The sequence below is a fragment of the Rheinheimera soli genome, assembly GCF_031457405.1.
Lineage (GTDB): Bacteria > Pseudomonadota > Gammaproteobacteria > Enterobacterales > Alteromonadaceae > Pararheinheimera > Pararheinheimera soli_A.
The window spans coordinates 399,328-412,196 of sequence record NZ_JAVDWR010000001.1; the positions used below are offsets into that span (position 1 = coordinate 399,328).

Consider the following 12,869-nt stretch of genomic DNA (forward strand, 5'->3'; position numbering starts at 1 on the left):
CGGCTTTAAACACTGGCAATTTTAATTCACTTGGTCTGCTTACCCCAGCTTTTTTTGATAAATATGTAACCGCAACACAGAGACAGATGATCTTGAGGTTGCACCAGGGTATTTATCAAAGCCAGGGTAAAACGGAGTCTACAGTGGTTCAGTTAAATGTTGTTAAGCCACTGATTAATTTCACTGTCTTTGGCAGAAAAAAACCGACGAAGTTCAACACAATCTGTGTTTTAACAGAAGACAGAGCTTATCCAGCGACGAATAAGCTCTGCGATACTATTAAAAACTCAGGCTAAGCCCCAAAGAAACTGAGCGGGGCAAAGCGGGTTCAAAAGCTCGCCCATTGGCCTGATTAACGACAACAGCTCCGACATAGTTTTTATCGGTCAGATTGTCCAGACCCAGCCAGTAGCGCAGTTGCAGAGCGGACAAGGTGGATTCCCCCATCAGTTTCAGGTGATACACAGTAGAGGAAGGTGCAAACAACAGGTTTTGATCGCTGGTTGCTACTTTGCTGCGATACAAAGTGTCCAGTTGCAGCATCCATTCTGAGCTTTGGAACGGCATCCAGCTGATTTGCCACTGAGCCTGTTGTTTGGCGACACCAGGCAGAAATTTACCGTCCAGATCGCCCTGCACAAAGCTGGCATTGAGTTGAGTCAAAGTCCATTGATGTTGCCATGAAGCAGAAGCAAACCATAATGCGGACAGTTCGACCCCGGTGCGCTTTGTTTCGCTGGCATTACGGTAACTGGTGCGACCGCCGAAGGACCTGTCGACCACTAGCTCGTTTTCACTTTCAACCAAAAACACGGCCACACTGGAGCGCCAGTTATTCTGCTGCCACTTATTCCCCAGTTCCCATTGCTGATTGGTGCTCTCTTTTAATCCCAAATTCAGGCCATCGCCATGACTTTGGTAAGCCATTTCAGTAAAAGTTGGGGTTTCAAAGCCTTGTCCTGTGCTGATATACCAGGATAAATGCTCAGACTGGGCAAAATTAAGGGCTAAAGCGGCAGAGGTTTTGCCAAACGAAGTGGAACCGCTGTCGTCCGGATTTTGTGCCGTGATATAAAAATCTGTCACATCAAAATCCAGTTCAGAGCGGCGCACACCACCGCTGAGCTGCCAGTTTGGGTTTAAATCCCAGACAAAACGGCTGTACAGATCAGCTGATTGTACTTCGCCTTCTTCATCGCGGCGTAAATCACCTTGTATGCCCTGATTGTTGACATAACCCCGGCGTTCATCCGTGCTTTGTTCCAAGGCGCCGCCAATACTTAAACGAAGCTGATTAAACTGCCAACTGTACGACGCATCCAATCCCTGATAAGGCCGGCTTAAATCAACCACACCACCAGCCGAAGTGGGGGCCATACCATCAAAAGCTAAATACTGATCTACATCACGTTGACCAGACCAGGCGGCCAGACGCCAGCTTTGCTGATCCAGTTGCTGCGACAGGTTCAGGCTCCATTGCTGTTGTTTGCTAAATTTGCGGGTATCAAAGGTCAGCGCATTAGTGGCTGTCTGGCGAGGATTATCCTGCCATTCTTGTGCAGTTAACCCCAAAGGATCCTGCAATACAGGATCGTAAGACCAATCGTAGCGCAGTTGCAGTTTTAGCTCGTTATCAAAAGCACTTTGCCATAACCACTGAGCTTGTTGCTTTTTTGCATTGCTGTGTGGGCGTGGGCTTTGTAGTTCTGCATTCTTCAGGCTGAATGACGTCGCATGATTGCCTTTCACCAAAGCGCCGGAGAGCAGCTGTTGGCGGGCAAACTGACTATGGCTTAGTTGCACTGATGCAGAGTTTTCTGTCGGCCAGCGGCTTTGTAACGCCACTACACCACCGGCTGCATTGCCATACAAAACCGCAAGAGGGCCTGTCAGCACTTCAACGGATGAGAGCTGATCCAACAACACTGAACTCAATTGACCCTGACCATCCGGACTGGACAGCGGAATACCGTCCTGCAACAGGCGAATGCCCCGAATGCCAAAACTACTACGGCTACCAAAACCTCTGGCACTTAAACGGCTGTCCTGCGCATAGTTGGCTCTGCTGTCGGCCTGAATGCCGGGAATATGTTGTAATAAACTTGCAGCATCTATCTGTAATGGCTGCTGATCAAAACTTTTGCGAAAGCTGCTGGCAGCACTACCCAACCAAGGGGATTGTTGACCCTGGGCTGTGATCACTATGATTTCATCGGGAAGCTGATTTTCTTCTGCGCTTAGGGCGACAGAAAAAAAACTGAGCGCCAGAGCGCTCAGTTTAAAAGGTAAATAATTCATGTAGAGGAGGTTCTCATCACTGTGGTGATAAACGTAATAACTTACCGTCGTTTTCGTCTGTCAGCAGATAGACTGCGCCATCTGGTCCTGCCTGCACGTCACGAATGCGGGAACCGATACGAATACGTTCTTCATGGCTGACTTTATCGCCCGTCAGTTCTAAACGTACCAGTTGACCAAATTTAAGCGAGCCTACTAACAAATTGTTTTGCCAGCCATTGATTTGACTGCCGGTATAAAAACTCATACCACTGGGTGCTATAGATGGTACCCAGTAATGCAATGGTTGTTCTAAGCCTTCTTTGGTTTTTTGGCCTATTACACCACCACCGTATTCTTCACCATAAGTGATCACAGGCCAGCCGTAATTTTTACCAGCTGCAGCTATATTAATTTCATCGCCACCCTGAGGGCCATGCTCGTGAGTCCATAACAAGCCGGTTTGCGGGTGAATGGCTGCACCTTGTATATTGCGGTGTCCATAAGACCAGACATCAGCTTTGGCATCAGCCTGGGCTGCAAAAGGATTACCGGCAGCAGCTGAACCATCTTTATTTATTTTCACTACTTTACCAAAGTGACCTGATAATTTTTGAGCGTCATCACGCCGTGAACCTCTATCACCCAAAGTGATAAACAATTCATCGGCAGGGGTAAAGACCAGACGGCCACCGTAATGGTGGTTGCTGTTAATGGCTTCAGCCTGACGGAAAATCACCTTCAGCTGTTTTAAGCTCTGGCCATCCAGTACGGCACTTGCCACAGCTGTCGCATTGACATCCCCATCGAGAGGTTCACTGTAACTGATATAAATAGTTTTGTTTTTGGCAAAATCCGGATCCAGCACCAGGCCTAATAAACCACCCTGGCCTTTGGCATGTACAGCTGGCACGCCCTGAATAGCTTCACTTTTTTCGCCGGTTTTGCTGATGTAACGTAAAGTTCCAGTGCGTTCTGTGACCAGGAAAGAGCCATCTGGCAAAAACTGCATGGCCCATGGGTGACTCAGTCCGGAAGACAGCGTTTGCATGTCCAATGTTACTTTTTCAGTTTTTAAGGATTCAGCCAGCAGGGAGTGAGTGGTCAGACTAAGTCCGACAATCAGGCTGAACAGGGATAGTTTATGCATACCACAGATCCTTTTTTAAACAGATTAAAAAATTGAGCATAAAGGATACCGTAAAAAAGTACCGAAAATGCGGCTGGTATCCAGATGGATAGGACTAACGGGGTTAAGCCTGACTATTCAGGTAAGCCAACACCACATCATGGTGATTGCTGGTTTTAAAGTTATCAAATACCTGACTGACTTTGCCATCCTGCTCTATTAAAAAGCTGATGCGGTGAATGCCATCATAAATTTTACCCATAAATTTCTTTTCACCCCAAACCCCAAAAGCTTCGGCTGCTTTGTGATCTTCATCACCCAACAAGGTAAAATTTAACTGCTCTTTTTGTTCGAACTTCGCCAGGCGGGCAGGGGCGTCGATACTGATGCCAACAGCCTGAACCTTGTATTGCGCAAGCTGTGTTTTGCTGTCACGTAAACCACACGCCTGAACTGTGCAGCCAGGTGTCATAGCTTTAGGGTAAAAATACACCAATACACGGCTTTGTTTTAATAAAGTGCTGAGTTGTACCATCTGACCTGTCTGGTCTGGCAAACTAAAATCCGGTGCCTGTTGTCCTGCGGTTAATCTGTTCATGGTTTTTCCTATTCACTTTTCTATTTATAGCTGAGCTTCAAAACGCCCTGTCAGCTGAAGCTGTTCAAGTAGCACAAACAGGTCCTGCTTTATCAGCTCAACCTGTGCACCTTGCGGCAGCTGTACCGTCATAGTGCAATGGTTTAACAACTGCTGAGTTTCAGCGTCTGTCAGCGTTTCAGTGCGTAGCGCACCTATATGGATTTGATGATTAGCGAGCAAAGTGGCAATAGCCCCCAAAGTGCCCACTTTATCTTTACCTGTGTATTCCAGCACATAATGTGCGCTTACCGCTGCGGTGGGCTGAGCAGATGTACGTTTGGTCATGGTAAGCAGATCAAGTTCAAAACCTAATCCGGGCAATAAGTGTTCTATGCGGCTGATGGCCACGGCATCACCGGATAACAGCATAATAAAAGTGAATTCGTTGCCAAAAATAGCCATGCGGCTATCGACTATATTGCAGTTGCAGTCTGTAACCAGACGCGCCAGACGGCTGACCAACCCTGTTCTGTCTGCACCTATTGCAGTGACGACCAATTGTTGTGGCATGCTAAGTTGATGTCTCTGAATGAAAAACGGCTGCGAAGTTTAGCATATTTAGCGTAAATTTCACCTGTGTGACAGTCCCTTGCTTGTGTTTGTTGTCGTGCGTCATTACCATAGGCAGCCTGAAAATTATGGAGCCTTTAGCATGTTTAGCGGAAGTATTGTTGCTTTGATCACCCCTATGGATCCTGATGGTGCTGTGGATTATGGCAGCCTGAAGCGGCTGGTGGACTTCCATCTAAGCAATCAGACTGACGCATTGGTGATTATGGGCACCACTGGCGAGTCCGTTACTTTAAGTTTTGCCGAACAATTAGCAGTGCTCAAGGCTGTTCTTGAACAGGTGGATGGTCGTATTCCCGTAATCGCAGGCAATGGCTCAAACTCAACTGCTGATGCGGTGGAGAAGACCAAAACCTTATCGGCATTACCCATAGCAGGTTTTTTAACCGTCACCCCTTATTACAACAAACCTATGCAAAAAGGTATGCTGGCGCATTATCAGGCCGTTGCTGCGGCCACTGACAAACCCGTTATTTTATATAACGTGCCAGGTCGTACCGGCGTGGATCTGTTGCCGGAAACTGTGGCTGAACTGGCGAAAACCCCGAACATTGTGGGTATTAAAGAAGCTACAGGTTCTATGCAACGTCTGGCCCAACTGCAGGCTTTGTGTCCGGCAGATTTTTTATTATTCAGTGGTGACGATGCCAGTTGCTGCGAATTTATGTTAAAAGGTGGCCATGGTGTCATTTCGGTGACCACCAATATAGCGCCTGCTTTGATGGCCCAGATGTCAAAAGCAGCGATAGAAAAAAATACAGAATTGGCAACGCAGCTCGATCACAAGCTTCAAGGCTTGCATCATCAGCTGTTTATCGAAGCCAATCCTATTCCGAGTAAGTGGGCACTGTTAAAAATGGGGTTAATTGCTGATGATATGGCAAGATTACCTTTAACCCGATTGGAACCAATTCATCAAAGCGTAATCGAACAAGCGCTGAAACAAGCCCAGATTAATGTGTAGGAGTTTTATAGTGCAGTATTGGATCCCGGCAAGCTTAGCTGCCTCTTTATTAATTTCTGGTTGCTCTCTATTCCCTGAATATGCTGCTGATCAAGCGGCTCCAGAGGCAAAACCAGTGGCTGAGTTACAAGTTCCGGCGGGTTTAGCTGCTGCGAAAAGACCGGCACAATTTGATATTCCTCCAACGCCAAACGCCCCTGTGACGGAAGCGGAACTGAAGTCACCTATGCAGGTGCTGGCTCTTGCAACCAATAGCAGAGTGGAAGAAGAAGAAAAAGAAGCACGGATTTGGTTTGAACGCTCAGAGTTTAGCGGTGAGTTATTACCTTACCTGAAAAAGAGCCTGCAGGATTTTGGTCAGGAAAAACAAATCGAAATTACGCAAAAAGATCAGGACGCTTTGGTCTTTGAAACAGGTTGGGTCAGCCGTTTTGAAGAAGAAGGTTTCTGGTTATGGAAGAACATGGTCGAAAAAGAGCAAAGTCGTTTCCTGGTGGTATTTGAACCTAAAAGTCATGGGCGCTCTGTAGGTGTGCGGGTCCAGTTGCTTCAGCATCGCTTTATTGACAAGGATGCTAAGTTGTCTGCGATAGCGCAAAAACGTGAAGAAGTGTACTTCCTCAATCGTTTTGTAGATAAAGTGGCTACGGTAGAACTGGCGCAGATTAGACAGAAAAAAGCTCAGTCCCGTCAGATCACTCTGACCACAGGATTTGATGCTGAAGGTAATGCGGCCATGCTGACAGGGCAGTCTATTGATCTCGCCTGGTCACAGTTAGAACTGATGTTTGAACAAAATGGCTTTTTGGTGAACGATCTGGACAGAACCAAATACACTTTTTTCCTGACTTATCAGCAACCTGAAACTGGCTTCTGGGATTCTTTGTGGGGCAGTAAAGAGACTATTGCTGTGCCTTTGACTCCAGGCGACTATCAGTTAGTGCTGACAAAAGCAGAGGTTGGCACCAGCCTGAGCTGGCGTAACAGTGCAGGCAAAGTATTGTCTGCCGATCAAATCACGGCTTTGCATCAGACACTGGTGCAAATAATCAGAAAAGACAACATAGAGCTGTAACAACTTGCTTGCAAACAGGTGAAAGCTGAACGCATTTACGCCTGTTTTCAAAGCTCACTGTTGGAGTTGAATAAGTGACAGTAGTGTGTAAAGTCAAAGCCGGATAACACCGGAGCCAGATTTAAAAAAACCACCTGCGGGTGGTTTTTTTATGTCCATGGAAGGACGGTATGTCGTAACTGTCGGGAACAGTGTTACGACGATGTCCATGGAAGGACGGTATGTCGTAACTGTCGGGGTGATAACGGTCTTTCGAAATGCCAACAGTTTGGCATTTCGCCGTTATCACGCCTTCGCCTCTGGCGCAGGCCGGAAGCTTGTTACGACGATGTCCATGGAAGGACGGTATGTCGTAACGCCTTCGCCTCTGGCGAAGGCCGGAAGCTTGTTGCGACTATGAGCAGCCTTCTTTGAACAGAGTCTGACGGCAAACAACAAAAGCAGTTGGATCTGCACCAAGCGGTGCAGGATCAATAAAATAACGCTATGATTAGGCTCAACTTAATTGCCTTTAAAAGTAAATAAAGGACCGCAGATGCTGAGTCTGCAGTATGAGCTGAACATTTTTATCGGCATCAAGCTCTGTTATTTTGTATGCCAACAGAGCGGACGGCTGGCTTCATGACCTGATAATTTCAGCAGAAATAGGTGTTGTTGCTATTCTGTTGGCGATCCTGATGCGCTTATCAGGTAAAATAGCGCGCCGATGAGGGCAAACCTGGTGATTCGGCTTATTATGGCGGCTATCTCCATTGAGTTTATCAGTCTTGGCTTAAAGGGTATTTTCCCTGTTTTAGCTGGTTAAGAGTATTAGCAGGTTAAGGGTAAAAGATGAGATTACTTAGTGCTGTATTATGTTTGATAGCGTGCCTGAATGTCGCGCACGCAAAACAATTGACTGATTTGTATCAGGCCGTTGTGCCTGCAGGTCAAAGCCAAAGTGTCTGGCAACAACAGGCTCTGGCGCAGGTCTTGGTGAAAGTGACAGTCAATCCTCAAGTGATTGAACAAGCCGCTATCAAAGCCGAGCTGAAAAATGCCGGTAACTATATTAAAACCTTTGCCGCTGTCAGTTCAGAGCAGGGGCCTGCATTAAAAGTAGGGCTGGACGAGCAAAAAGTGCAGCAGTTGTTAAGCCAGCACCAGATAGCGATTTGGGGCAGCAGACGGCCTGCCATAGTACTCTGGGCTGTGGAACAAACCTCTGAAAGCCGGGTATTTATGCAAGGTGCTGCTCATCCTGTGTTGGATCATTTAAAACAACAGGCTTTAGCTATTGGTTTGCCGTTGGATTTACCTACAGCCAACGATGCCTACGTGCCATCCTTGACCCAGGACGACGTATGGGCTGGTAACTGGTTGCTGATTGAGCAGGCCAGTTTGCCTTTTAACGCGGATCAAACGCTGATTTTGTTGTTCGATCAGCCTTCTGCCGTTCAATACAGATTAACCTGGCAAGGTTATGAGGCAGGTCAGTTGGTCAGCAATGAACTGCTGGCCAGCTCACAGCAAGAACTAGCCAGTCAGTTTTTAACCGATTTAACGGCCCGACTTGCCGGTAAATTTGCGGTTCAGTTAGGCAGTCAGCAGGGAGATACTGAGCTTGAGCTGGATATCGAAGGTCTCACTAATTTTGTTGATCAGGTCAAGGTCCAGCAGCTACTGGGAGCTATGTTGTCGGTAAAACAAGTAACAGTGCAGGAGCGTAAAGCCGATTTATTGAAGTTTAAAGTGCAACTGGCGGCAGACCGCAATGCCTTTATCAATTCTTTATCGCTGGAACGCCGTTTTCAATCGTTGCAAACCCAGACTGAACAAATCACTCCAGTAGAGAGAACAGATGCAGCGGACGAGCTGTTTTCTGAAATGGCGGCAGAAATGGCAATAGAGGCAGCGGAGCCAGTTCCAGAAGCTTTGCCTGCCGTATTACGTTACAGGTATATTCCGAACTAATGACTCCGGTGCAATACACTCTGGCAGTGACGCTGCCGGAAGATGAAACTCTTGATACCTTCTATGGGGCTGAAACCAGCCCTGTGGTGGGTTATATCAAACATTTTTTAACCACTCCCTTTGAACATCGACTGCCTTTGTATTTATTTGGTGCCAGTGGCAGTGGCAAATCACATTTGTTATACGCAGCTTGCGTGCAGGCGCAGGAGCTGGGTTTAACCAGCCAGCTGTTGAGTCTGGAAGATTTTAAAGCCTGGAGTCCCCGTATCCTGGATCAACTGGAAGAGCTGGATCTTGTCTGTCTGGATAATATCCAGGCGATAGCAGGGGATATCAGCTGGCAGGTGGCGGTATTTGATTTGTACAACCGCATGACAGAGCAGGGTAAAGCTTTGATTATTGTGGCCGATCAGGCACCGACTGAACTGGGTATTACCTTGCCGGATTTAGTCTCACGCCTGCAGGCCTGCACCAGTTTTCAGTTGCGTTTATTAGGCGATGAAGATAAACAAAAACTGCTGCAACAAAAGGCCCGTTTACGTGGCATGGAGCTGCCGGACGAAGTGGCTCGCTTTTTACTCAACCGTCAGCAACGTGATATTAGAGAACTGGTGCAAATTCTCGATTTACTGGATAAAGCATCCATAGTGCATCAGCGTAAGCTGACCATTCCTTTTGTCAAAGATATGCTGAGCTTATCTCACTGATTATTAGCCCTTTGAACTAAAAAAAGCCTTATTTTACGCAAGCCCTGAGCGAAAATCTGGTGTATTATTGCCACCTTTTTATACGACATCTTTACCCAAAGTTAGTCACGCCGCAGCCCACAAAGCTGCGGCTGCAGCTACTGAGGGAATTAACGCTGGTCTGAGGATAGCGATGAACTTAACCGCCATTTTAGAAGAAGCCTTACAGGCAGTCGCAGTCGCGAATGATATCAACGCACTGGACGAGGTGCGTGTTGCCTTTATGGGCAAAAAAGGCAGCATCACTGAGTTGCTGAAATCTTTAGGTGCTATGGATCCGGAAACCCGCAAAACTGCAGGTCAACAGATCAATGACTTAAAACAGCAAGTGCAGGATGCGTTAAACAATAAACGTGATCTGATGCAACAGGCTGAGTTGGCAGAAAAGCTGTCAAAAGAGCAAATTGATGTCACTTTACCAGGCCGTGTGTTAGAAGCCGGTGGCTTGCACCCTGTCACCCGCACTATTCGCCGTATTGAAAGCTTTTTTGGTGAGCTGGGTTTTGAAGTCAAACATGGCCCGGAAATCGAAGATGATTTCCATAACTTTGACGCGCTGAATATTCCGGCGCATCACCCGGCCCGTGCTGATCACGACACTTTCTATTTTAATCCAAAGCAGATGCTGCGTACCCAAACCTCTGGTGTGCAAATTCGTACTATGGAAACAGAACAGCCACCGCTGCGTATCATTTCCCCTGGCCGTGTGTATCGTAATGACTACGATCAAACCCACACGCCAATGTTCCACCAGGTGGAAGGTTTGATGGTCGACAAGAACGTCAGCTTTACTGAACTCAAAGGTATTTTGCACGACTTCCTGAATAACTATTTTGAAGAAGACTTGCAAATCCGTTTCCGTCCGTCTTTTTTCCCTTTTACTGAACCTTCAGCTGAAGTAGACGTGATGGGCAAAAACGGCAAATGGCTGGAAGTATTAGGCTGCGGTATGGTGCATCCCAATGTATTACGTTCTGTTGGCATCGACCCTGAAATCTACAGCGGTTTTGCTTTTGGTATGGGCGTTGAGCGTCTGACCATGTTGCGTTATGGCGTAACAGACCTTCGTTCATTCTTCGAAAACGATCTGCGTTTTCTAAAGCAATTCAGATAAGCGGGAGCAGATAATGAAATTCAGTGAATCCTGGTTACGTGAGTGGGTCAACCCGCAGTTATCGACCAATGAGTTAGCAGAACAAATTTCGATGGCTGGTCTGGAAGTAGACGGCATTGAGCCTGTTGCCGGTGAATTTAGCGGTGTAGTGGTAGGCCATGTGGTTGAATGTGGTCGTCATCCGGAAGCCGATAAATTACAAGTCACCAAAGTGGATATTGGCACTGGTGAATTATTAGATATCGTTTGTGGTGCAGCCAACTGCCGTCAGGGCTTAAAGGTTGTGGTTGCGACGGTAGGCGCTGTATTGCCGGGCGATTTTAAAATTAAAGCCGCTAAATTGCGTGGTCAGCCATCGAACGGTATGTTGTGTTCTTTATCTGAGCTTGGCATGGCGGAAAGTTCAGAAGGCATTATTGAACTGCCTGCTGATGCGCCGCTGGGGCAGAATATTCGTCAGTACCTGACATTAGATGACAATGCTATTGAAGTGGATTTAACACCAAACCGTGCTGATTGTTTAGGCTTAAAAGGCTTAGCCCGCGAAGTAGGTGTGCTGAATAACTTAGATGTAAAACAGCCGGAAATTGCTGCTGTTGCCGCTACTATCAGCGATATCAAAGGCATTCAGTTGTCAGCGCCTCAAGCTTGTCCACGTTATTTAGGTCGTGTGATTCGTAATATCAACACAGCGGCTGTGACGCCTCTGTGGATGGTGGAAAAATTACGTCGCTCTGGTATTCGTTCTATTGATGCTGTGGTGGATGTCACCAACTTCGTATTGTTGGAGCTGGGTCATCCGATGCACGCTTTTGATTTAGCAAAAATCGAAGGTGATATTGATGTGCGTATGGCCAAAGACGGCGAAAAGCTGGTGCTTTTAGACAGCAACGAAGTGACGTTAAAAGCCAATACGCTGCTAATTGCAGATAGCGAAAAAGCGCTGGCTATGGCCGGTATTTTTGGTGGTTTGCACAGTGGTGTGACCAAAGACAGCAAAGACATTTTCCTTGAGAGCGCATTTTTCTCTCCGGTTGAAATGGCAGGTATGGCCCGTCAATACGGTTTGCATACAGATGCATCACACCGTTACGAGCGTGGTGTAGATCCAGAGCTGCAACGCACAGCAATGGAAAGAGCAACAGCTTTGTTGTTAGCTATTGTTGGTGGTGAAGCAGGCCCTGTGGTTGAAGCTGTATCAGAGCAGCACCTGCCAAAAGCTGCACAAATTTCGTTAAGCCGCACTAAGTTGGACCGTATTTTAGGTATTTCTATTGCGACAGAGACAGTGACTGAAATTTTCCAGCGTTTAGGTATGCAGGTGGACGTGTCAACTGACCAGTGGCAGGTCACAGTACCGAGCTACCGTTTTGATATTTCAATCCCTGAAGATTTAATCGAAGAAGTAGCCCGTGTATACGGCTACAACAATATTCCTAATGTAGCGCCACAAGCCGCGCTTGCGATGAGTAAACATCAGGAAAGCCGTATCTCTGTGCACAGCTTACGTGACTTGTTAGTCGCCCGTGGTTATCAGGAAGCTATTACTTATAGTTTTGTTGACCCTAAGGTGCAGGACGCATTATTCCCAGGTCAGGCTGCTTTGGTGCTACCGAATCCAATTTCAGTGGATATGTCGGCGATGCGATTAAACCTGTGGCCAGGTTTATTGCAGGCTGTGCAATACAATCAGAACCGTCAGCAAAACCGCATTCGTTTGTTCGAATATGGCCTGAAGTTTATCCCGGATGCAAATGCTGAAGGTGGTGTGCGTCAGGTGCCGGTGTTAGGTGGTGTTATTGTTGGCAGTTATGCGAACGAGCACTGGACTATTGCTGAGCGGGCCGTTGATTTTTATGATGTTAAAGGTGATGTGGAAGCGCTGTTAAGCTGCACTTCAGCTACAGAGTGTTTTACTTTTGCTACAGGTCAACACAGCGCCTTACATCCGGGGCAAACGGCTCAGTTAAACCGGGATGGCAAAGCTGTAGGTATACTTGGCGCCTTGCATCCGGAAGCGGAACGCAAATTGGGTATTAAAGGCAAAGCCTTTTTATTTGAAGTAGAGCTGGAAGCATTTGGTGATAAACACATTGTTTTAGCTCAGGAAACTTCAAAATATCCTGCAAACCGTCGCGATTTAGCTATTGTTGTGAAATCTGATGTGCGTTTTTCAGATATCCTTGCTACTATTAGAAAAGTTGGCGGAAATCAATTAGTTGACCTAAAATTGTTTGACGTCTACACAGGGCAGGGTGTTGCACAAGGCCACAAGTCATTGGCAATAGCTTTAACCTTGCAGGACAAGGCGCGAACGCTAGAAGATAAAGATATCCAACAGGTTATCTCTTCCGTGGTCGAGGTGCTGAGCAAAGAGTTCAACGCAACGTTGAGGGATTAA

The 12,869-nt window shown here is 46.9% G+C and carries 10 protein-coding genes; 6 read left to right on the plus strand and 4 right to left on the minus strand.

Annotated features, from left to right (window positions below; genetic code table 11):
• Positions 1-279: 279 nt before the first annotated feature.
• From J2W69_RS01815 to J2W69_RS01830, 4 genes are all read right to left on the minus strand, one after another.
• Positions 280-2,298, minus strand: a complete 2,019-nt coding sequence (locus J2W69_RS01815; RefSeq protein ID WP_310273980.1) for a TonB-dependent receptor family protein — start codon at positions 2,296-2,298, stop codon at positions 280-282.
• A 16-nt stretch (positions 2,299-2,314) separates the two neighbouring features.
• Positions 2,315-3,427 carry a PQQ-dependent sugar dehydrogenase gene (locus J2W69_RS01820; RefSeq protein WP_310273981.1) on the minus strand — a complete coding sequence of 371 codons (1,113 nt, stop codon included), beginning with the start codon at positions 3,425-3,427 and terminating at the stop codon, positions 2,315-2,317.
• A 103-nt stretch (positions 3,428-3,530) separates the two neighbouring features.
• The gene (bcp, locus tag J2W69_RS01825) at positions 3,531-4,004 is read right to left on the minus strand and encodes a thioredoxin-dependent thiol peroxidase (protein WP_310273983.1); all 474 of its coding nucleotides are present in this window, start codon (positions 4,002-4,004) and stop codon (positions 3,531-3,533) included.
• Between the two features lie 24 nt (positions 4,005-4,028).
• Positions 4,029-4,556 (minus strand): glycine cleavage system transcriptional repressor, encoded by a 528-nt coding sequence (locus J2W69_RS01830; RefSeq protein ID WP_310273985.1) that lies wholly within the window; start codon positions 4,554-4,556, stop codon positions 4,029-4,031.
• Positions 4,557-4,698: 142 nt separating this feature from the next.
• On the opposite strand from J2W69_RS01830, the gene dapA reads away from it, so the two are divergent.
• The 6 genes from dapA to pheT all read left to right on the plus strand — a co-directional run bounded on the left by dapA (position 4,699) and on the right by pheT (position 12,869).
• The gene (gene dapA, locus J2W69_RS01835; protein WP_310273987.1) at positions 4,699-5,580 is read left to right on the plus strand and encodes a 4-hydroxy-tetrahydrodipicolinate synthase; all 882 of its coding nucleotides are present in this window, start codon (positions 4,699-4,701) and stop codon (positions 5,578-5,580) included.
• A gap of 10 nt (positions 5,581-5,590) precedes the next feature.
• Positions 5,591-6,655, plus strand: coding sequence for an outer membrane protein assembly factor BamC (bamC, locus tag J2W69_RS01840; RefSeq protein ID WP_310273989.1), 1,065 nt, complete (start codon positions 5,591-5,593; stop codon positions 6,653-6,655).
• Between the two features lie 831 nt (positions 6,656-7,486).
• Positions 7,487-8,608 (plus strand): DUF2066 domain-containing protein, encoded by a 1,122-nt coding sequence (locus tag J2W69_RS01845; RefSeq protein ID WP_310273991.1) that lies wholly within the window; start codon positions 7,487-7,489, stop codon positions 8,606-8,608.
• On the plus strand, positions 8,608-9,315 hold the full coding sequence (hda, locus tag J2W69_RS01850; protein WP_310273993.1) for a DnaA regulatory inactivator Hda: 708 nt from the start codon (positions 8,608-8,610) through the stop codon (positions 9,313-9,315). Before J2W69_RS01845 ends, hda begins: the two co-directional genes overlap by 1 nt.
• Before the next feature lie 172 nt (positions 9,316-9,487).
• Positions 9,488-10,468 (plus strand): phenylalanine--tRNA ligase subunit alpha, encoded by a 981-nt coding sequence (pheS, locus tag J2W69_RS01855; RefSeq protein ID WP_008898179.1) that lies wholly within the window; start codon positions 9,488-9,490, stop codon positions 10,466-10,468.
• Positions 10,469-10,481: 13 nt separating this feature from the next.
• A complete protein-coding gene (pheT, locus tag J2W69_RS01860; protein ID WP_310273996.1) occupies positions 10,482-12,869 on the plus strand; it encodes a phenylalanine--tRNA ligase subunit beta in 2,388 nt (795 codons plus the stop codon).

What these genes read in the sequence shown, in the direction of transcription:
- J2W69_RS01815 (WP_310273980.1), bottom strand. Translation starts at nt 2,298, where the DNA reads ATGAATTATTTACCTTTTAAACTGAGCGCTCTGGCGCTCAGTTTTTTT.
- J2W69_RS01820 (WP_310273981.1), bottom strand. Translation starts at nt 3,427, where the DNA reads ATGCATAAACTATCCCTGTTCAGCCTGATTGTCGGACTTAGTCTGACC.
- bcp (WP_310273983.1), bottom strand. Translation starts at nt 4,004, where the DNA reads ATGAACAGATTAACCGCAGGACAACAGGCACCGGATTTTAGTTTGCCA.
- J2W69_RS01830 (WP_310273985.1), bottom strand. Translation starts at nt 4,556, where the DNA reads ATGCCACAACAATTGGTCGTCACTGCAATAGGTGCAGACAGAACAGGG.
- dapA (WP_310273987.1), top strand. Translation starts at nt 4,699, where the DNA reads ATGTTTAGCGGAAGTATTGTTGCTTTGATCACCCCTATGGATCCTGAT.
- J2W69_RS01845 (WP_310273991.1), top strand. Translation starts at nt 7,487, where the DNA reads ATGAGATTACTTAGTGCTGTATTATGTTTGATAGCGTGCCTGAATGTC.
- hda (WP_310273993.1), top strand. Translation starts at nt 8,608, where the DNA reads ATGACTCCGGTGCAATACACTCTGGCAGTGACGCTGCCGGAAGATGAA.
- pheS (WP_008898179.1), top strand. Translation starts at nt 9,488, where the DNA reads ATGAACTTAACCGCCATTTTAGAAGAAGCCTTACAGGCAGTCGCAGTC.
- pheT (WP_310273996.1), top strand. Translation starts at nt 10,482, where the DNA reads ATGAAATTCAGTGAATCCTGGTTACGTGAGTGGGTCAACCCGCAGTTA.